Origin of the sequence: uncultured Alistipes sp. (assembly GCF_963931675.1) — a bacterium.
GTDB lineage: Bacteria > Bacteroidota > Bacteroidia > Bacteroidales > Rikenellaceae > Alistipes.
Map to the genome: position 1 here is coordinate 1,301,137 of NZ_OZ007039.1, position 19,865 is coordinate 1,321,001.

20 protein-coding genes are annotated in these 19,865 nt (G+C 57.8%); 9 read left to right on the forward strand and 11 right to left on the reverse strand.

Going from position 1 to position 19,865, the window contains the following annotated elements:
* Positions 1-32: 32 nt before the first annotated feature.
* Entirely contained in the window at positions 33-530 is a 498-nt protein-coding gene (locus ABGT65_RS05620) for an HXXEE domain-containing protein (RefSeq protein ID WP_346700422.1), read from the forward strand.
* A gap of 259 nt (positions 531-789) precedes the next feature.
* A complete protein-coding gene (locus tag ABGT65_RS05625; RefSeq protein ID WP_346700424.1) occupies positions 790-1,029 on the forward strand; it encodes a hypothetical protein in 240 nt (79 codons plus the stop codon).
* Positions 1,030-1,054: 25 nt separating this feature from the next.
* Here ABGT65_RS05625 and rlmN read toward each other — a convergent pair whose 3' ends face one another.
* Positions 1,055-2,086 (reverse strand): 23S rRNA (adenine(2503)-C(2))-methyltransferase RlmN, encoded by a 1,032-nt coding sequence (gene rlmN / locus ABGT65_RS05630; RefSeq protein ID WP_346700426.1) that lies wholly within the window; start codon positions 2,084-2,086, stop codon positions 1,055-1,057.
* Positions 2,087-2,328: 242 nt separating this feature from the next.
* Between rlmN and ABGT65_RS05635 the strand changes: the two genes are divergently transcribed.
* The 6 genes from ABGT65_RS05635 (at position 2,329) to ABGT65_RS05660 (ending at position 8,815) form a co-directional block, all read left to right on the forward strand.
* Positions 2,329-3,015 carry a TonB family protein gene (locus ABGT65_RS05635; protein ID WP_346700428.1) on the forward strand — a complete coding sequence of 229 codons (687 nt, stop codon included), beginning with the start codon at positions 2,329-2,331 and terminating at the stop codon, positions 3,013-3,015.
* 132 nt (positions 3,016-3,147) lie between these two features.
* Complete coding sequence (gene hflX, locus ABGT65_RS05640) at positions 3,148-4,368, forward strand: GTPase HflX (protein ID WP_346700429.1); 1,221 nt, start codon at positions 3,148-3,150, stop codon at positions 4,366-4,368.
* 20 nt (positions 4,369-4,388) lie between these two features.
* A complete protein-coding gene (gene upp / locus ABGT65_RS05645) occupies positions 4,389-5,045 on the forward strand; it encodes a uracil phosphoribosyltransferase (protein WP_346700430.1) in 657 nt (218 codons plus the stop codon).
* A gap of 6 nt (positions 5,046-5,051) precedes the next feature.
* Positions 5,052-6,893, forward strand: a complete 1,842-nt coding sequence (locus ABGT65_RS05650) for a sulfatase-like hydrolase/transferase (protein ID WP_346700432.1) — start codon at positions 5,052-5,054, stop codon at positions 6,891-6,893.
* Between the two features lie 76 nt (positions 6,894-6,969).
* Positions 6,970-7,896 (forward strand): helix-turn-helix transcriptional regulator, encoded by a 927-nt coding sequence (locus tag ABGT65_RS05655; RefSeq protein ID WP_346700434.1) that lies wholly within the window; start codon positions 6,970-6,972, stop codon positions 7,894-7,896.
* A 7-nt stretch (positions 7,897-7,903) separates the two neighbouring features.
* On the forward strand, positions 7,904-8,815 hold the full coding sequence (locus ABGT65_RS05660; RefSeq protein ID WP_346700436.1) for a cation diffusion facilitator family transporter: 912 nt from the start codon (positions 7,904-7,906) through the stop codon (positions 8,813-8,815).
* Between the two features lie 229 nt (positions 8,816-9,044).
* Here ABGT65_RS05660 and yidD read toward each other — a convergent pair whose 3' ends face one another.
* From yidD to ABGT65_RS05710, 10 genes are all read right to left on the reverse strand, one after another.
* Positions 9,045-9,305 carry a membrane protein insertion efficiency factor YidD gene (yidD, locus tag ABGT65_RS05665; RefSeq protein ID WP_346700437.1) on the reverse strand — a complete coding sequence of 87 codons (261 nt, stop codon included), beginning with the start codon at positions 9,303-9,305 and terminating at the stop codon, positions 9,045-9,047.
* Positions 9,262-9,630, reverse strand: coding sequence for a ribonuclease P protein component (locus tag ABGT65_RS05670; protein WP_346700439.1), 369 nt, complete (start codon positions 9,628-9,630; stop codon positions 9,262-9,264). The genes yidD and ABGT65_RS05670 overlap by 44 nt, the downstream gene beginning before the upstream one ends.
* Positions 9,631-9,688: 58 nt before the next feature.
* Complete coding sequence (locus ABGT65_RS05675) at positions 9,689-10,555, reverse strand: uroporphyrinogen-III synthase (protein ID WP_346700441.1); 867 nt, start codon at positions 10,553-10,555, stop codon at positions 9,689-9,691.
* A 34-nt stretch (positions 10,556-10,589) separates the two neighbouring features.
* Positions 10,590-11,591 (reverse strand): DUF4271 domain-containing protein, encoded by a 1,002-nt coding sequence (locus tag ABGT65_RS05680; protein ID WP_346700442.1) that lies wholly within the window; start codon positions 11,589-11,591, stop codon positions 10,590-10,592.
* Positions 11,588-12,763 (reverse strand): HAMP domain-containing sensor histidine kinase, encoded by a 1,176-nt coding sequence (locus ABGT65_RS05685; RefSeq protein WP_346700444.1) that lies wholly within the window; start codon positions 12,761-12,763, stop codon positions 11,588-11,590. The genes ABGT65_RS05680 and ABGT65_RS05685 overlap by 4 nt, the downstream gene beginning before the upstream one ends.
* Positions 12,764-12,786: 23 nt before the next feature.
* Positions 12,787-14,445, reverse strand: a complete 1,659-nt coding sequence (locus ABGT65_RS05690) for a S41 family peptidase (protein WP_346700446.1) — start codon at positions 14,443-14,445, stop codon at positions 12,787-12,789.
* A complete protein-coding gene (locus ABGT65_RS05695) occupies positions 14,438-14,911 on the reverse strand; it encodes a hypothetical protein (RefSeq protein WP_346700448.1) in 474 nt (157 codons plus the stop codon). The genes ABGT65_RS05690 and ABGT65_RS05695 overlap by 8 nt, the downstream gene beginning before the upstream one ends.
* A gap of 118 nt (positions 14,912-15,029) precedes the next feature.
* The gene (locus ABGT65_RS05700) at positions 15,030-15,896 is read right to left on the reverse strand and encodes a 4-hydroxy-3-methylbut-2-enyl diphosphate reductase (RefSeq protein WP_346700449.1); all 867 of its coding nucleotides are present in this window, start codon (positions 15,894-15,896) and stop codon (positions 15,030-15,032) included.
* 189 nt (positions 15,897-16,085) lie between these two features.
* Positions 16,086-16,802, reverse strand: coding sequence for a (d)CMP kinase (cmk, locus tag ABGT65_RS05705; RefSeq protein ID WP_346700451.1), 717 nt, complete (start codon positions 16,800-16,802; stop codon positions 16,086-16,088).
* Positions 16,789-17,466, reverse strand: coding sequence for a LysE family transporter (locus tag ABGT65_RS05710; RefSeq protein ID WP_346700453.1), 678 nt, complete (start codon positions 17,464-17,466; stop codon positions 16,789-16,791). The genes cmk and ABGT65_RS05710 overlap by 14 nt, the downstream gene beginning before the upstream one ends.
* A 496-nt stretch (positions 17,467-17,962) precedes the next feature.
* Between ABGT65_RS05710 and ABGT65_RS05715 the strand changes: the two genes are divergently transcribed.
* The gene (locus ABGT65_RS05715) at positions 17,963-19,498 is read left to right on the forward strand and encodes an exo-alpha-sialidase (protein ID WP_346700455.1); all 1,536 of its coding nucleotides are present in this window, start codon (positions 17,963-17,965) and stop codon (positions 19,496-19,498) included.
* Positions 19,499-19,865: the final 367 nt, after the last annotated feature.

A 19,865-nucleotide genomic window follows, 5' to 3' on the forward strand; every position in this document is an offset into this window, starting at 1 on the left:
TGTCGGTTTTGCTCTCCGAAACGCTTCTATGGTTGTTTCCTGCGGTGTTCGTGCTGCATGAGGCCGAAGAGGTTCTCTTCCTGCCGTCCTGGCTGCAACGCCATCGGGGGCGGCTCTTGAACCGTTTTCCGCGCGGGTTTTCCCGCCTGCTTCCGTTTTTCGACGGAATTTCCCGTACGACCTTTGCCGGGATCGCAGCCGAAGAGTTCGTGCTGGTGCTGGGGGTCACGGCGTTGGCGGCATGGGCGGATGTTTGCTATCCGTGGCTGGCGTTGTTCCTCGCCTTTGGCGTGCACCTTGTCGTTCATCTGCTGCAGGGGCTCTTGATCCGGCGTTACGTCCCGGTTGTCGCCACCTCCCTGATCGGTTTGCTCTATTGCGGATGGGGATTGCGGACGCTGCTTCAACTTGGAATGTTCTCCCTCCGGGAATACGTGCTTTGCGCCGTGGCGGGTTGTCTGATCGCCGGAGTCAATCTGCTGGCCATGCACGCTTTGGCTGCAACGCTCCGCCGCCGTCCGCGGAACTGACCCCCCCCCGCTTTTTCTCGGTCTTTCTCTGTTTCTGTTGCCCTTCCTCTGCCTCTTTCTCTGTCTTTTCCCAGTCTGCCTCCACCCCCCCCCTCCTGTCTCTCCCCGCAGAACGGGGACCGAATCCGAACAAGTCTCCTTTCGCTCTCTGAGCCCCGCTTTTTATATTGCTGAATCTCAAAAAGAAATGCTGTTCATTATAGACAAATGAATGGCATTTTTTGTAATTTTGTACAGCTTATAATGAATATCTTCGCATATGAAGAAATGGCAGAAAACAGTCGGTATTATTGCATTTGCGCTGATTGTCATATATGAGTTATTGATATGGGTAAATGCCTATGTAGATATGAAGTACATAGTAGAGCCCAATGGAAATAACTTTTTGGCAGAGCGTATGTATATGCGTATTGGCTCATTATCCTTTGGGATGTGGCTGAACTTTGCCTTGACGATATTCCTGTTCATATGCCTTTGGCATAAGGGAGGCAAGCGATGAAAAGATTGGGTAAGCTGATTGCGTATTAAGCGGGTTCGTTTTTCATTCGGGTGCTCAACAGCCCGCAGGCGGCCTGAATATCCTCGCCGCGGGAGGCGCGGATGGTGGTCTGAATGCCGCGGGCGGTGAGTGCGTCGCGGAAGCGGATCATGGCGTCGGCGTCGGGCGAGAAGTAGGGAGACCCGGGAATCTTGTGGAACCGGATCAGATTGATCCGGCATTTGATTCCGTTCAGCAGCCGCGACAGCTCGCGGATATGGCGGGGCGAATCGTTCAGCCCGCTCATGACGATGTATTCGAACGAGACGCGGCGCTGGTGGGTGAAGTCGTACTCGCGCAGGATCTCGACGACCTGGGCGATGGGCCAGGCCTTTTCGACGGGCATGATCTCGGCGCGCTCGTCGGGGAAGGGGTTGTGGAGACTCACGGCCAGATGGACCTTCGATGCGTCGAGGAAGCGCCGGAGCTGTGGCACGACCCCGGCCGTGGAGAGGGTGATGCGGGTCGGGGACCAGGCGAATCCCCACTCGGCGGTGAGGATTTCGAGGGCCCGCAGGACGTTGTCCGCATTGTCGAGGGGCTCTCCCATGCCCATGAATACGAGGTTCGTGAGCCGGTCGCGCTCGGGGAGCGAGACGATCTGGTTGAGGATTTCGGCCGCGGATAGCGACTGCTGGAGTCCCTGCCTCCCGGTGGCACAGAACCGGCATCCCATGCGGCATCCGGCCTGCGAGGAGACGCAGAGCGTGGCGCGGTCGCCGTCGGGGATGTAGGCCGACTCAATGAAATGGCCCTGGAGGGTCCGGAAGAGGTATTTTTTGGTTCCGTCAGCGGAGCGGCTTTCGTGTTCCGGAGCGCGGAGTGCGGGAGCGAATCGTTCGGCGAGGCGCTGCCGGTGTGCGGCGGCGATGTCGGTCATGCGCAGGGGATCCTCGACATGGCGGACATAGAGCCATCGGGCGATCTGCCGGGCGGCGAACCGCGGCATTCCCAGTTCGTTGCAGAGTGTGGCGAGTTCCTCGGGATTTTTTCCGTACAGGTATTCCGGATCGGTCATTTTGCAGGTTCGGGGTTTGTTCCCGGAGACAAAAATAGGCAAAAAATAAAGATTTTTGGTGCCAGGCGCACGATTTTGAATTTTTATCCCTATATTTGTGGTGCATAGCGTGTCTGTGTCCGTCTGATGGTGTCGGAACGATCCGGGGGGGGGAGGAATGGAGACGGAGGGATGGAGTTGGAAGGATGGAGACGGACCGGGGCGGAGTAAGGAAGACGAAACAATTAAAACCAGAAAAATAGATGGAAATCAAAAAAAATCCTAAAGCAGACCTTAAGAACAAACGGGGTCTTTTGTTGGAGATCGGCCTTGTGATATCGCTGCTGCTCGTGATTGTGGCTTTCGAGTATACGCCGGAAGAGAAGCGCATTGAGAAGGTAGACCTTCAGACGGCTATCGTTGAGGAGCAGATTGTCGAGATTACGCGTCAGGACCAGAAGCCGCCCGAGCCCCCCAAGAAGGTGGAGGTGAAAGTGATCGCCGACCTGCTTCAGGTCGTGACCAATGACACGAAGATTACCACGGAGGTCGACTTTACGGAGTTTGACGAGGATGTGGATGTCGTGCAGACGGTCGGTGTCGTCGAGGAGGAGGTTGTCGAGGAAGACCAGCCGTTCCTGATTGCCGAGACGATGCCCTCGTTCCAGGGCGGTGACCTCAATACGTTCCGTGCGTGGGTTCAGCAGAATGTGAAGTTCCCGCAGATTGCCCTGGAGAACGGTATTCAGGGCCGAGTGGTTCTGTCGTTCGTGATTGAGAAGGACGGCCGTCTGACCAACATCCAGGTGCTGCAGACTCCGGACCGTTCGCTGTCGGAGGAGGCCGTCCGCGTGCTGAGCAAGTCGCCGAAGTGGACGCCGGGCAAACAGCGTAACCAGGTTGTACGTGTGAAGTATACGTTGCCGGTGGATTTCCGCGTACAGAACTGATGCGATTTTTCGGATCTTTTATATAGGGTATCCTGCTTCGTGGAGGATACCCTTTTTGTAGCATGAAATTCAGCCGCCGCCGGGATACAGGGCATCTGATCCGGGATCGGGGCGGCACAGAACGAACGGATTTTGGAAGAAAAGAGACAAACGAATAACCCGACGGAGGCATCGCCTGCGGATTTGCAGGAGCGTGCCGTACTGGTTGCCGTCGTCCGGGACAACCAGGATGCCCGTCAGGCCGAGGAGTACCTCGACGAACTGGAGTTCCTGGCCGAGACGGCGGACATCCGGGCGGTGAAACGCTTCACGCAGCGTCTTCCGCAACCGTCGTCGCGCATCTACGTAGGCCCGGGCAAACTGGAGGAGATCGTGACGTACTGCAAGGAGGAGGAGATCGACGTGGTGATCTTCGACGACGAACTCTCTCCGTCTCAGACGCGCAATATCGAGAAGGAGCTTCCGTGCCGGTTGCTGGACCGCACGCGGCTGATCCTGGACATCTTCCTCTCGCGGGCCCAGACGGCCTATGCGAAGACGCAGGTGCAACTGGCCAACTACGAATACATGCTTCCGCGCCTGTCGGGGCTGTGGACGCACCTCGAACGGCAGCGCGGCGGTACGGGAACGCGTGGCGGTGCGGGAGAACGGGAGATCGAGACCGACCGCCGTATCATCCGCAACCGCATCGCCAAACTGAAGGAGGACCTGAAGAAGATCGACCGTCAGATGGCCGTACAGCGTTCGAACCGCGGGTCGCTGGTGCGTGTGGCGCTGGTGGGCTATACGAACGTGGGGAAATCGACGCTGATGAACCTGATTTCGAAGAGCGACGTCTTTGCGGAGAACAAGCTATTCGCGACGCTGGACACGACGGTTCGGAAGGTTGTTTTCGACAATCTGCCGTTCCTGCTTTCGGATACGGTAGGTTTCATCCGCAAGCTGCCGACGGAGTTGATCGAGTCGTTCAAGTCGACGCTCGACGAGGTCCGGGAGGCCGATCTGCTGGTGCATGTGGTGGACATTTCGCATCCTCAGTTCGAGGATCAGATTGCAGTGGTCAAGCAGACGCTGCAGGAGATCGGGGCCGGGGACAAGCCGGTTTATCTGGTTTTCAACAAGGTGGATGCCTACACGTGGGTCGAGAAGTCCGAAGACGACCTGACGCCTGCGACGCGGGAGAACCGCTCTCTGGACGATCTGAAGCAGAGTTGGATTGCGCGGGCCAATACGCCGTGCATTTTCCTTTCGGCGCTGCAGAAGATCAACCTGGAAAAATTCCGCTCGGATTTGTATGGAATGGTGCGAGAGATTCATGCCGGGCGTTATCCGTTCAACAATTTTCTCTATTGACCAACCAACAAACCGAAAATATGACACTTCACGTCCTTTCCCAACAGAACACCGTACTGAACAAGTTCATTGCGGAGATCCGCGACCGTGAGATCCAGAAGGATTCGATGCGTTTCCGACGGAATATGGAGCGGATCGGCGAGATCACGGCCTACGAGATTTCGAAGGCGTTGCACTACCGTCCGCAGGTTGTCGAGACTCCGTTAGGCGAGGCGACGGTCCAGGCGATCGACGACCAGTTGGTGATTGCCACGATTCTTCGTGCGGGGCTTCCCTACCACCAGGGTTTTCTGAACTATTTCGACGATGCGCAGAATGCCTTCGTGTCGGCCTACCGCAAGAGCACGAAGGACGGGAAATTCAAGGTGAAGGTGGAGTATATCTCGTGCGGGAGTCTGGAGGGCAAGACGCTGCTGCTGGTGGACCCGATGCTGGCGACGGGTTCGTCGCTGGTTCTGACCTACAATGCGTTGTGCGAGAAGGGCGGGACTCCGGCGCACACGCATGTGGCGGCTGTGATTGCCAGTGAGCAGGGCGTTGACTATGCGATGAAACACATGCCGTATCAGACGACTACGATCTGGACGGCGGTTGTCGACGAGGAGTTGACCTCGCGGTCGTATATCGTTCCGGGTATCGGTGATGCGGGCGATCTGGCCTACGGTGAAAAGATCTGACGGGCGATGAAACGGAAGATCGGGTTCGTTTTGGCGACGTTTGCCGCCACGGTGGCGGTGATGGCGGTCCAGAAGCCGGTTTTCATGGCGTGGTACGCTTTGGAGGCTTCGGGTGCGGGATTCGGGGGCTGGCTGGCGGTGTTGTGGCACGGGCTGTCGCTGGACCTGACCGTAGCGGGCTATGTGACGGCCCTGCCGCTGCTCATAACGCTTGCCACGCTGTGGGTGCGTCTTCCGGAGCGGCTCTGGCGGGGTATCCTGACGGGTTATTTCGTGCTGGTAGCCATTTTCACGGCGGTGATCTTCTCCGTGGACGTGGCGCTCTACGAACATTGGGGCTTCCGCCTGGATTCCACGATCCTGATCTATCTGGCCGATCCGAAGGAGGCGATGGCGAGTGTGGATTTCTGGCTCGGGGTGCGTCAGACGCTGTTGGCGGCAGTCTATGCGGGTCTGATGATCGTGCTCTACCGCCGGGTGCTGCGGCTTTTCGACGGCGAACCGACGGGCTGGCGCGCGGCAATCCCCGGAAGCCTGGCATTGCTCTTGCTGGCGGGTTTCGACTTTCTGGCCATCCGCGGCGGCACGGGAGCCTCGACGGCCAATGTCTCGAAGGTTTACTTCAGCTCCACGATGTTCCTGAACCATGCGGCGACGAACCCCGTTTTTTCGTTTCTTTCGAGCCTGGGCGACCAGAATACGGACTACGCTTCGGAATATCCCTTCTACGGGGAGGCGGAGCGTGCGGCGCGCTTCGAGGCGCTGCGGGGCAATGCCCCGGGAGCTGCCGGCCCGACGGAACGGCTTCTGAAGAGCGATCGTCCGAACGTGGTGCTGGTGATCCTGGAGAGCTTCGCCCGCACGGTGATGGACGAGACGGTGGAGGGTGAGGCGGTGATGCCGAACATGCAGCGTTGGAAGGAGAAGGGCGTCTGGTTCGAGAACTTCTTTGCCAATTCGTACCGCACGGACCGCGGGGAGGTTGCGATTCTGAGCGGCTTTCCGGCCCAGACGCACCTGTCGATCATGAAGCTCCCGGCGAAGAGCCACAATCTGCCGTCGGTGGCGCGCACGCTGGGTGCGGCGGGTTACGCGACGAGTTTTTCGTACGGCGGGGACCTGAACTTCACGAATCAGGCCTCGTACATGTACGCGACGGGCTGGCAGGAGCTGATCTGGCAAAAGGACCTCCGGTTCGACGCGCGGCCCTCGGACTGGGGCTATGACGACGCGCTGATGTGCGATTGGTTTGCCGATCGGGTGATCTCGCTGGATGCGGCGGGCAAACCCTTCCTGGCGGGTCTGCTGACGCTGAGCAGCCATAAGCCCTTCGACGTTCCCTACTCGAAGTTCGAGGATCCGGTGCTGAACGCCATGGCCTTTTCGGATGACTGCGTGGGGCGGATGCTCGACCGGCTGCAGGCTTCTCCGGCATGGGAGAACCTGCTGGTGGTGCTGGTTGCCGACCACGGCTATCCCTACCCGCGGACGCTGACCTACAACGAGCCGCTGCGGCATCGGATCCCGATGATCTGGACGGGCGGTGCGGTGTCGGAACCCCGGGTGGTGGAGACCTACGCTTCGCAGATCGACCTGGCAGCGACGCTGCTGGGTCAGATGGAGCTTTCGCACGCCGATTTCGATTACAGCAAGGATATTTTTGCCCCGGCGCCACCCCGGAAATTCGCCTACTATACGTTCAACGAGGGTTTTGGCGTGGTCGATTCGCTGGGTGCCGCGGTTTGGGACGCCACGGGCGACCGGGTGGTGACGGCAACGAATCCCGAGCTGCTGGACGTGGGCCGGGCGATGCTGCAGACGACCTATACGGACATCGGGCGGCGTTGAAAATACCGTATTTTAGGTATTGCCGCACAGGGATTGCGGCGTTATATTTACGGTGGACGAAAAAATACCTGTTTTTATGTATAAATCCGGAGGATATGGCGGCGATGACCGCATGTGTGACCTGGTCTGCGACCGCTATGCGGTGCTGCAGGTGATGAGCCGTTTCGGCATTGCGCTGGGCTTCGGGGACAAGACGATCGCGGAGGTCTGTGCGGATAACCAGGTCGATACGGCGACGTTCCTGGCGGTTGTGAATCTGCTGATGAACTTCGGCAACGGCGAGGAGCTGGCCGGCGAGGTCTCGGTGCGTGCGCTGACCGACTACCTGCACAATTCGCACGGCTATTTTCTGGACTTCCGGCTTCCGACGATCCGCCGCAAACTGATCGAGGCGGTGGATTGCTCGCAGAGCGACGTGTCGTTTGCCATCATGCGCTTTTTCGACGAATATGTGGCCGAGGTCCAGCGTCACATGGCCTACGAGGAGCAAACGGTCTTTCCGTATGTGGAGTCGCTGCTTGCGGGGGAGAAGAATACGACCTATTCGATGGATATCTTCCGACGGCAGCACGACCAGGTGGATGCGAAGTTGCGCGAGTTGAAGAACATCATCATCAAATACTACCCTTCGGGGAGCACGAACCAGCTGAACGGCGTGCTGTTCGACATTTTCACGTGCGAACAGGAGCTGGCGTCGCACAACGCCGTGGAGGATGAGATTTTCATTCCTGCGGTGGAGCGGTTGGCGGCAACGGGCCCGCGTCTGGCGAAACCCGAACCGCTGAGCACGCGGGAGAAGGAGATCATCGTCTGCGTGGTGAAGGGGATGACGAACAAGCAGATTGCCGATACGCTGTGCATTTCGGCGCATACGGTCATCACGCACCGGCGGAACATTGCCGCGAAACTGCAGATCCACTCGGCGGCGGGTCTGACGATCTACGCCATTGTGAACAAACTGGTCGAGCTCTCCGAAATCAAGGAGACGTTGCCTGAATCATAAACAAGCCATGACACACGAATCGGAACTTCATTCCCATCACCACCACCATCACCCGGCGGTGTCGTCACTGAACAAGGCCTTTCTGTGGGGGATTGCCCTGAATGCGGGCTTTGTCGTCGTGGAGTTCGCCGTGGGGCTCTGGTACGGTTCGATGGGGCTGCTCTCCGATGCGGGGCACAACCTCTCGGACGTGGCGAGCCTGCTGATGGCGATGCTGGCCTTCCGGCTGGCGCAGGCGCACGCCACCCCGAAATATACCTATGGCTATAAAAAGAGCACGGTGCTGATTTCGCTGCTCAACTCGGTGATCCTGCTGATTGCCGTGGGGGTAATTATCGCCGAGAGTATCGGCCGGATGCTGCACCCCGAGCCGGTCGTCGGCGGGGCGATTGCCTGGACGGCCGGCATCGGCGTTGTGGTCAACGGCTTTACGGCGTGGCTCTTCCTGAAGGACAAGGAGCGGGATCTGAATGTCAAGGGCGCCTACCTGCACATGGCTGCCGATGCCCTGGTATCGATTGGGGTGCTGGTTTCGGGCGTCGTGATTTCCTGGACGGGCTGGACGCTGATCGACCCGATCGTGGGCCTGGCGGTTGCGGGGGTAATCGTGGCTTCAGTGTGGTCGCTGACGCGCGACAGCCTGCGTTTGTCGCTCGACGGGGTCCCTGCGGGGATCGACGTCGCGGAGCTGGAACGGCGGATGCGAGCCGTCCCGGGCGTGCAGGCGGTCCACCATATCCATGTCTGGGCGCTCAGCACGACCGAAAATGCCTTGACGGCTCATGTTGTTCTGTCGGACTTCTCGGAACTGGAACGGATCAAGCGGGATCTGAAGGCGCTGGCTGCCCATTCCGGCATCTCCCACGCTACGCTGGAGTTCGAGACCGCATCGGAACGCTGTGCCGATCTTTGCGACTGAAATCCTGTCAGAGGATTGCCATCCGCCGGGGCGCGGAGCGATTCCGATCCGAACAGTTGGGGTTGGATTTGTTTTTCTCGGGGGAGGCACCGATCTTTGCACTCATCAGGTGATGAATTCGAATTTGTGGGTGTGACGCAACTTTTCAGGCCGGTCTGTCTTCAGGTCGGCCGTTTTTGTGTCTCTTTTGGCATCATTACCTCTCTTTTCGGACCGGGTTTCTCGGGGATTACGGAACGGGATCGTACCCGCTTCCGCCCCAGGGGTGACACTTTGCCAGTCGGCGCAGGGTGAGCCAGAGACCCTTGAGGGGTCCGTATTTGCGCAGGGCTTCGAGTGCATATTGCGAGCAGGTGGGGGTAAAGCGGCAAGAAGGCGGCGTGAGGGGCGATATGCAGAGCTGATAGAAGCGCACGAGCAGAATCAGCGGCCAGGCACAGATCCGTTTACAGACTCCCGGCAATCGATTCCAGAATCCGGTGGACGGCATGAGCGATACTTTTTGCGGAGAGGGGTTCCTTGGAAGCGTAGATGAGAGCGAGATCGAGATTCAGGGGACGACCTTCTGTGAGGATCTGCTTTTGCAGACGGTAGGCCTCCTTGGTTCTGCGGCGGAGGAGGTTCCGTTTGTTGGCTCGTTTGTGGAACTTTTTGGGGACCGAGAAGAGCACCTCGACGCTTCGTTCCGTATCGGGTTCTGCGAACCAGACGTATCGGAACGGGAAGATGAAGCCGCTCTCTCCGGCCTCGAAAAGTCTGCGCACTGCACCCAGCGAGCGCAGTCTTTCATTGCGGGGGAGCGAGTGCGTAGCCATTTTCGTGGGGGGGGGGTGCGTCAAGGGCCGGCTCTTCGGGGTTGGGTTTCCGGGTCTTTTACTTTTTGGTTTCCGGGGCCGGGGCGCGGCGAGCCCGGTTTTTTTTGGCGAGTTTATGCTGCTGGGTGCGGATAAACTCCTCTTTGCGGGCGTCGGTCACCAGCTCCACGGGGGCGATCTCCTCTCCATTGCGAACCTTCTGGAGGAAGAGGTCGATGGCCTTCACCATCGAGGGCGCCTCGGGCGTGGGTGCATTGGCCAGGACGGTTATTCCGGCTTCGAGCGCAGCCTTCAGGGTCCCCTCGCCGAAAACGGCGACGGGGGGCAGACCCTCTGTCCCGAACTTTTCGACGAGTGCCTTCACATCCGACGGGGAGTAGAGGGCCAACAGGTCGTACTCCTCCATTTTGAGGGCTTCGAGGTCGCTGGCGACGGTCCGTGCGAGGATGACGGGATCGACGGCGAGTTTGAGTTTTGCGAGCGTTTCGGGGAGTTCGGGTTTGTGGGGTTCGCTCAGGGCGAGGAGGAATTTCTCCTCCTTGTGTTTGATGATGAGTTCGACGAGGGAGGTAAATGATCCGTCGGCGAATGATATTTTACGTTTCCGGTAAACGATGTACTTCTGGAGATAGAGCGCCACGGCTTCGGTCTGGCAGATGTACTTCATGGTTTCGGGCACGGATATGCGGGCCTCTTCGCAGATGTGGAAGAAGCTGTCGACGGTAGTCCGGGATGTGAAGATGACGGCGGAGTGGGACAGGATCTCGACTCTTTGGGCGCGGAATTCCTTCAAGGATACGCCTTCTACCCGGATAAACGGTTTGTATGCCACCTCGACCTGGTATTTCTGGGCCAGTTCGTGGAACGGGGACTTTTCGATGACAGCGGGCCTGGGCTGTGAGACCAATACGCTCTTTACTTTCAACGTTACGGATGTTTAGGGTTGTCTTAAGTGGTGTTCATCTTGCCGCAAGGAGCCATAAGAGACTGATTGGGAAGACTTCCACGGTGCAAAGGTACAAAAACCAATGCAAAATCGAAATTTTTTTAGAAATAAAGAGGTTGAGGGATTCTCTAAGGTATAAAACGGCCGTAATGATCAATTCCACGGCCCCGACGAAGAACCAGACATCTCCGGTACCGCGAGGGCACAGGGCGAAGAGGAGGAGTGTCGGGGATGTGATGATGACGGCCAGGGCGAAGTAGCTCCTGCGGAGGAGGGCGAGATGGGAGGTGAAGGGTTGCGAGAGGGTGATGGCTCCGGAGATCCGGATCAGGGAGGACTGGAAGAGCACCACGGCGCACCAGGCCGCCGTAGCGAGGAGACTGAGTGCGAGGACGGCGCCGTGGGAGAGAGCCTGGCCGAACCGGGGTGTCATGAGCGTATCTCCGTACTTGACGGCGATGACCCCCATGAAGAGCATTCCGATTGCCGTTGTGATGTTCAGGAAGCGGGAGAAACTGTTTCCTCCGGGCTCTTCGGAGAGCCGTTCTCCGGAGGTATTGTCGCGGGAGATCCGTTTCAGGAGAGTTTTTACGTCTCCGAGATTCCGGTACAGGAGTGTGGCGTAGGTTGCGGCGAGCAGGAGCACGAAGCCCTGGAATACGGCATTTTCGGTCAGGGACGTCCCGACATGTCGTTCGAAGCGTTTGGGTTGTACGGTATAGGATTCCCGGCCGAAGAGGGCCGTTTCCGTCGTGTCGCGCCAGGGAGAGGGGATGGGAGCCTCCGCATCGGCAAACGCTCCGCCGTCTGCGCCGCAACGCAGCGAATCAACCGACGCGGGGAGGATGGAATCCCCTTCGCAACACAGCGAATCCGCCTCCCCGTATCGGATCGAATCCGCGCCGTTCCGCGCCGAATCCGGCTCCGGTATGACATTCGCCGGGCCGTGTGCCGAATCACCTCCGATCCGGGCGTCCGCAACTTCGGGCCGAATATGTTCCTGAGGTTGGATCATCCTGCAAAGGTGCGTTTGAGGGTAATCCGAATGGTGGTACCCTTCCCGATTTCGGAGTCGATGACGGCGATCTTACCCTGGTGATACTCCTCGACGATGCGGCGCGAGAGCGAGAGCCCGAGCCCCCATCCGCGGGTTTTGGTGGTGAATCCCGGTTCGAAGATCCGTTTCCAGTTGCTTTTTGGAATCCCCTTTCCGGTATCCTTGACGTCGATCATGACATGCTTGTCGTCCGAGGAGATGCGCACGTCGATGGCTCCGTGGCCCTGGAGTGCGTCGAGGGAGTTTTTCATGAGGTTTTCGACGACCCATTCGAACAGGGCGGCGTTGATGTTTGCCTGTACGGGAGCGATGGCCAGCCCGTTGTAGTCGAGCGTGACGTTGCGTGGTATCCGCTTGCGGAAGTACATGACCGACTCTCCGACCACCTCGTTGATATTTGCGGGGGTGAGGGGAGTTTCGGATCCGATTTTGGAGAAGCGGTCTGTGATCTTCATCAGATGGGTGAGGTCCTTGTTCATCTCCTCGACGGCCGTCTGGTCGATATTCTGGGAGCGGAGGTACTCGATCCACCCGAGGAGCGACGACGTAGGGGTTCCGAGCTGGTGTGCGGTCTCCTTGGCGAGTCCGATCCAGACGCGGTTCTGCTCGTCGTGTTTCGACGAGCGGAAGGCGATGAATCCCAGGGCGATGAACGCCGTGAAGACGAGGATCTGAACATAGGGGAAGTAGTAGAGCGACTTGAGGAGAGCCGATTTGCCGTAGAAGATCAGGTGGTAATGCTCCGAGGAGAACCGGAACCGCACGGGAATGGGCTGGTTTTCGGCCATGAACTTGTCGATCTGCCTGCGGAGGCGGTCGGGATGGTCGATGATCTTTTCGGGAACGAGGTGAGAATTGACGACTTCGAGATTTTCGTTGGTGATGATGAAGGGGATGTTGTTTCCGTTGGACATGATGTCAGCGACGAGCGGGTCCTGGATGGTCCCCATGATGTCGCGGCTGATACGTTCCATGGCGTGGGCCCAGAGCGCGACGTCATGCTGCTCCTTCTCCTTGAGTTTCCGGGCCATGTCGTTGGTGTAGAGCAGGGAGAGGACTCCGAGCAAGACGCCGATGACGATGACGACGAGCCGGTTCCGGAAAGCGAATTTCTGGGCATGGAATTTCATCTCTGCGAACGTTTTGTTTCCGGTTATTTCCGGGCGGTATCCTGTTCGGTGGTGATCCGTTTATACTCCTGCGGGTTGTTGAGGATGCCGATGGCGCGTTGCACTTCGGTATCTTCGGGGAGCGAGTGTTCGATCACGCCGGCCTGGTATCCGTGGCGCATCACGATGTCGTTGTTGATCGTCTCGATGACCTGTTCGCGGTAGGTTTCGAGATTGGTCCGGGTGTCGTCCTTCAATTCGGCCTCGACTTTTTCGAACTTCTCTTTCAGGTCGGCGAACAGATCCTCGTCGGCCGCTTTTTTCAAGGCTTTGAGGGCGCGTCGGGTATCCGACTCATAGGGAACCTTTTTGTCCTTCATGAACTCCGCGAAGTCGGCGTAGTCCTGGTCGGAGATCGAGAAGGTGCGGATATCGATGGTTTTTCCGGGATTGCGGCGGGTGTATTCGTCTCCGAAATCCTCGATAAAGCCCATGGCGTACAGCGTCATGGCGAAGCGGGAGATGTATTCGGGTTCGGTGCGGATGTCGGGCATGATCCCGCCACCGTCGTAGACTTTTCGTCCGGCGCGGGTCGAGAACTCCGAGATCAGCGAATCGGGGACCGTGCGGATGTCTCCCTCCTGCGAATGGGAGTAGTCGATGGCCTGGATGCAGCGGCCCGAGGGGATGTAGTACTTGGCGGTGGTGAGTTTGAGCATGGTGTTGTAGCCGAGGGGCCGTGTCGTCTGCACGAGGCCCTTTCCGAAGCTGCGCTGTCCGATCAGGACGGCGCGGTCGAGGTCCTGCAGGGCTCCGGCGACGATTTCGGCGGCCGAGGCGGAACTTCCGTTCACGAGGACGACGAGCGGCAGGTCCGGCAGCACGGGCTCGGTATTGGTTCGGAATACCTGTTTCGAGTCTTCGGAGCGGCCTTTGGTGCTGACGACCTCGGTGCCTTTGGGAACGAACATGCCGAGGATCTTGACGGCCTCCTGCATGATTCCGCCACCGTTCGAGCGGTAATCGAGGATGAGTCCCTTCAGTTCGCCCTCCTTCCGGAGGCGTTCGACGGCGGCCCGCATCTCCTCGTAACACCCTTCTGTGAAGTCGTTGTGGCGGATGTATCCGATTCCGTCGGCCACCCATCCGGCATAGGGCACCCCGGGGATAGCGATTCGTTCGCGGCGGATGACGGCGGTCTGTTTCGAGCCGTCGAGGTGTTCGACCTCGACACGGACCTTGCTGCCGGGTTCGCCCTTGAGGCGGGAGGAGACCTCCTCGGTGGTGAAACCCTTGGCATCCTTTCCGTCGATGGCCAGGATCTTGTCTCCGATCCTGAGACCTGCGAGGTCGGCGGGCGAGCCCTGATAGGGCTGTGCGATGCGGACGTAGTCCTCCTTCTGCCGGATGAGGGCTCCGATTCCGCCGTACTTGCCGGTGGTGAGGAGCTCGAAATTCTGCATCCCCTTTTCGGGGATGTATTCGGTGTAGGGGTCGAGGTCGCTGACCATGCCGGCGGCAGCCCCCTCCATCAGTTTGTCGGGATCGACCTCGTCGACGTAGTTGAGCGAGAGTTCACGCATCATGTTGACGGTGATCTCCATGTTCCGGCCGAGCCCGAAGTCGTTCCGGGCGGCGAAGATCGTGATGGCAGCTGCGGCGACAAGGGCTGCGGCGGCCAGCGTGCGGTATTTTCTATTCATGGTGTCTGATCATATTGAGATACGAATCGAGCCTGTACTGTACGCGGGCCACGCCGCGCCGGATACCCTCGATCCGGATCCATTGTCCGTATTGTTCGACCTTGATCTCATCCTCCCAGAGCAGCGAGAGTTTTTTGCCCCAGTTGTCGGCCCGGAAGGTCATCACGCCGTCGACTTCGCTGCGGAGCGAGAAGCCCTCGGATCGGAAGGCGTTGAGGATCTGTTCGCGGTTTTCGACGACATCACCCTCGACCTGCCGCACGATGAATCCGAATTTGGGGTAGAACGCTGCGAGCAGGAGTATCGCTCCGGGCAGCAGCATCCCTCTCGGGGTGTGGAACATCACGTAGAGGGTCTCCGGGATGGAGAGTCGTGCGGTTCCTGCGAGGCGGTTCAGATACATGATCGCTGCACAAAGAACGCACAGGGCGCAGAAATATTTTAACGAGCGAATGAAGTATTTCATGACAAGTGACGTTTGTTTGTTGTTTTTCAGGTTTTTCGTGCGGCGGCCGTCCGAGCCTGCCGACCTTTGTCTATTTATTGACCGCCTTCGGATATCCGGATCGCGGGCTTGGGACCGTCTATTTTTTTGCATATGCGGCGATTCGGTCCGCGACCTCGCGCATGAGCCATCCGGGCGTGGAGGTTGCGCCGCAAATCCCGACGCTTTCCGCCTCCTCGAACCAGTGGGGTTCGATCTCCGCGGCCTCTTCGACGACATGCGTCCGGGGGTTGGCCCTGCGGCACACTTCGGAGAGCACCTTTCCGTTCGAGGACTTGCGCCCGCAGACGAAGACTACGACGTCGAACCGCCCGGCGAACTGCGTGAGATAGTGCTCGCGGTTGGCAACCTGGCGGCAGATCGTATCGTCGATCCGTACCTGTTCGGGATCCGCGGCCCGTCGTTTCATCTCGGCGCCGAGCGCTTCGAAGAGCGCGATGCTCTGGGTGGTCTGGGAGAGGAAGTGGATCGGGCGGTTGAAATCGATGGTCCGGAGGTCGTCGGTGCTTTCGATCACGATCGTGGGGTCCTGAACCTGCCCGGTGAGTCCTACGACTTCGGCGTGTCCCCGCTTTCCGAGGATGACGACCTGCCCGCCGAGAGGCCTCATCTCCGCATGGGCCTGCATGACGCGGCGCTGGAGCCGGGCCACGACCGGACAGGTGGCGTCGATGACGCGGATTCCCAAATTCCGTGCCTCTTCATAGGTGGTCGGGGGTTCTCCGTGGGCGCGGATCAAGAGACGTCCTCCGGCGATTGCGGGCATTCCGGCATGGGTCACGGTCTTCAGCCCGAGGCGTTCGAGGCGCTGGACCTCGATCCTGTTGTGCACGATATCCCCGAGGGAGTATACCGTTCCGCCGTCGGCCAGGGCCTGCTCGGCCTGCGTGATCGCGCGGACCACCCCGAAGCAGAAACCCGATTTATCGTCTATTTCAATGCGCATGTTTTTCGATTTTGCGTTAGTCTCTCCGCCTTCCGTCTCTCCAGTCTTCCTGTCTTCCAGTCTTCCGTCTTCCGGCCCTCTGCTCTCTGCTCTCTGCTCTCTGCTCTCTGCCCTTTCGGCCTTATCTTGCCCCTCCTCCGGCTCCAATCTGATCCTCAACGCTCTCCTGGACCATGTTTCCGCCGCTTGTTACGCCTGCAGCCTCTCCGTTACTTCGGCGAATTTCTTGAGAAACCACGCCATCTGCTCCTCGACGGTCATGTGGCTGTTGTCCAGGACGATGGCATCTTCGGCCTGTCGGAGCGGCGAGACGGCGCGGCTCATGTCGGCCCTGTCGCGTTCGCGGACGTTTCGTTCGATTTCTTCGAGCGAGACCGGCATCCCTTTCTCCTGCAGCTCCCTGTATCGGCGCTGTGCCCTTACGGCGGGATCTGCGGTCATGAAAAGTTTCAGTTCGGCATCTGGGAATACGACGGTTCCGATATCCCGGCCGTCCATGACGACGCCTCGGCGTTTTCCCATCTCCTGCTGCATGGCGACGAGTTTCTGCCGCACTTCGGGGATGGCGCTGACCTGGCTTACGCAGTTCGAGACCTCGATGGTCCGGATCTTTCCTTCGACCAGATCTCCGTTTACGTAAATATCGCTGGCCCCGCGTTCCGGGTTGAAGCGGAAGGAGATGGCGATTTCCGGGAGGAGTTTGACGACGGCCTCTTCATCGACGATTCCGGATCGGATTGCCCCGTGAGCGAGGGCATGGAGGGTTACGGCGCGGTACATGGCGCCGGTATCGATAAAGATGTATCCGAGCCGGGCAGCGATAGCCTTTGCGAAGGTGCTTTTCCCGCATGAGGAGAATCCGTCGACGGCGATTATGATTTTACGTTTTTGTTTAGTGTCCGACATTTGGGAATATGTCAAAGAAGGTGGATAATATGGTGTAAATACCGAGTATTCCGATGATCAGCCCTGCGACATGGTTGATTGTGAGCATGTGCCGGGGCCTGAATCTTCGGCGGAACAGGTTGATGACGCAGGCGAGGAAAGTCCACCATGCCGCGGCCCCGCAGAAGAATCCCGCGATGACGAAGACTGCGCGGATGAATCCGCCGACGGTATGGTCTGCCATTTCGCCGCCGGATATTTTGAATACGGCGAAGAATGCGAGGATGTAAGGGACCACCATGATGAAGTTTGCGATGGTGAGTCCGAAAATGGAAACGAAGTCCTGCCAGAGGGATGTTTTTCCGGCGCGGTTTCTTCGGATCTGAGGGACGGGGTTCTGAGCGAAGATGAAAACGCCGACGATAACGACGAATATGCCTCCGATGACGCGCAGGAGCGTATCGTACTGTTCGATCTGGTTTTGGAGCATGGAGTAGAAGAACAGGGCGATCATGGCCATGAATGTATCGGCACAGGCGACGCCGATACCGGAAATGATCCCTGAGCGTCTGTTTTTCGATAGAGTCCGCTGGATGCACAGCACGGCGACGGGGCCGACGGTAATTGAGGCGGCCACGCCGACGCAGATACCCCGGAACAGGGTTTCAAGGATCTCGAATGCCATTTTGTCGGAGTACAGGTTTTTAGATGACAAAGATACGAAGATTTCATGAATTCGGAGAAAAATCCGGGACAATAATATGGCGGGGGATGCTCTGTTGGATGGAATATCCGTCGTATTGTCCGTCTTGTCCGGAGGGCCCGGACCGTTGCGAGATTGGATTTGCATATGGCTTTTTGTTGTACGATTGAATCATTTTATAAAAGGGGCTGTATGCGGCGGTTTGTACTTTTATTTTTGAATAATCGAAGTCTTTTGTGGTATGAATACGAATTTTATTACATTTACATGTCTGCCGATCCTGTTGGTCTTGTCCGGTTGCGGACATGCGGAAGAGAAAGCGGCTCCGGATCCGGTCCTTCCGCAATCCCCTGTACATGTAGCGAGCATTTCGACGCGGAATCTCCAGCCACATGGAATAAATTCGCATGTGGGGGATCTCGATCGTTCGAATCTTGAGTTGAACTATCGGTCGTATGTAGAGATAAAGCCGGATCTTTTGGGTGCAAGTCAGGTTACCTATCCCCGAGTCAAGCAACTTTCGGACGGTCGTTATATACTGTTTTATCAAGACGGACACATCGGCTGGAACATCTACTACTCCCAGAGCAACGACGGGAAGGTGTGGAGCCGTGGTCGGGAGCTTTTTTCGAGTTATCGGGTCGAAAACAATACGGATGACCGGTGCTTTGCGACATGCGACGCGCTGATTCTGCAGAACGGGGACATTCTGGCCGTGAGCTCGTTCCGGACGAATATGGGATTTTATACGAATCTGGCGGGTAACGGAATCATGATGCGACGGAGCCGAGATAATGGACGGACCTGGGATGCGGAGCAGATCGTTTATCAGGGTTCGAACTGGGAGCCGTATCTGCTGCAATTGCCGGATGGGAAAATCCAGCTCTATTTTACGGATGCCAATACGGCGACATGGAGTTCGGGGACCTCATTGATCGAATCGCAGGACAACGGGCAGACGTGGAGTCCGGCTTTGGGAAGTGCTCCCTATAAAATCATCCGTCAGATCACCAAATACGAGGGCGGTGAGCCTGTCTATACGGATCAGATGCCGTGTGCGATTCTGCTGAATGACGGTCATACCCTTGCGGCGGTGTTGGAGTCGTGCCTGGCGGACGGCTCCTATTGGATAACGATGGCCTATGCGGAGGATGACTGGGTCCATCTTTCCGGGACTGAGGAGGGGCCTGCGGACCGCCAGTCGAATCTGTTTGTCGGAGCCGGGGGTTATCTCGTGCAGTTCCCGTCCGGAGAGACAGCCGTTTCGTATAATGATTCGGAATCGCTGTTGAGCATCCGGATGGGAGACGAACAGGCCCGGAATCTTCGGGAGCCCTACCGACCGTTCAAGGGGTATGGCTACTGGGGAACGATGGAGGTTACGGGCGGTCATACGGTGATGGCCTCGATGCATGCTTCGATGGCTTCATCGCAGAATATGATCATGGTGGGCGAATGCGTACTGAACCACGGTGTGGAGGCTCCGTTGCAAAGCATCCGGGTGGATGGCGACAATTCGGATTGGGATGGCGTGGACCAGGCGCTTTTTATCGGCAGCAACTCTCCGGTTCAGGGCCTTTTCCGATTTTCTCACGACCGGGATCATGTCTATGTCTGCGTGGATCTTTTGGATGAATCGGTCTCTGCTTCGGATTATGTCGTTTTGGAATTGGATCGGCTTTCTTCGAGCGAACGGCCGTCGGAGAACGCGCTCCGGGTCCGGCTCAACTCCCGGAACGCACGGACTGTCAGTCGATTTTCGGACGGAGCATGGACCGAATCCGCAGATTTGTCGTTGGAAAGTGCCTGTAGACAGAGCGATGAGCAGGCAACCGCACCCGAAGATCGGGGATGTATCTGGGAGTTGTCCGTTCCGAAAGCAGTTTTGGGCTTGTCGGATGGCGACCGGCTTCTGTTCCACGCGACCTTGTCGGATGCGCAATACGGGATGGATACATTCTCAAATACTTCAGACGTTGCCGCGGATACATGGCTTCCTGTGACCTTAAAATAGGAATTGTGACGGATTACATGTGTACTTGATAGGCCTGTCTCATGCTGAGAATTGAAGATCTGTTTCAAATCAAATAAATATATTTAGCGTGCAGGTATTGGGCTTATTTTTGCCAAAAGGTTAATTTTGGCAATATCTGTGCTGTCAGAAAATATAATCTTTAAATCAATGGCTGAAAGTTGCCGGGCCGGGTGTTTTCTAAATTTGTAAAAAGAGATCATTCGCGGCAATATCCGGAACCGGGCAGGTTCGGGTCTTTTGTTTTTCCGAATGGCGAGTTTCGGAATCGTTCGCATCTCCCGTCGTGAGGCGTTTTGAAAGAGATGATCTCCGGCCTGTTCTGAAGACAGGAAAATATCCGGTTACG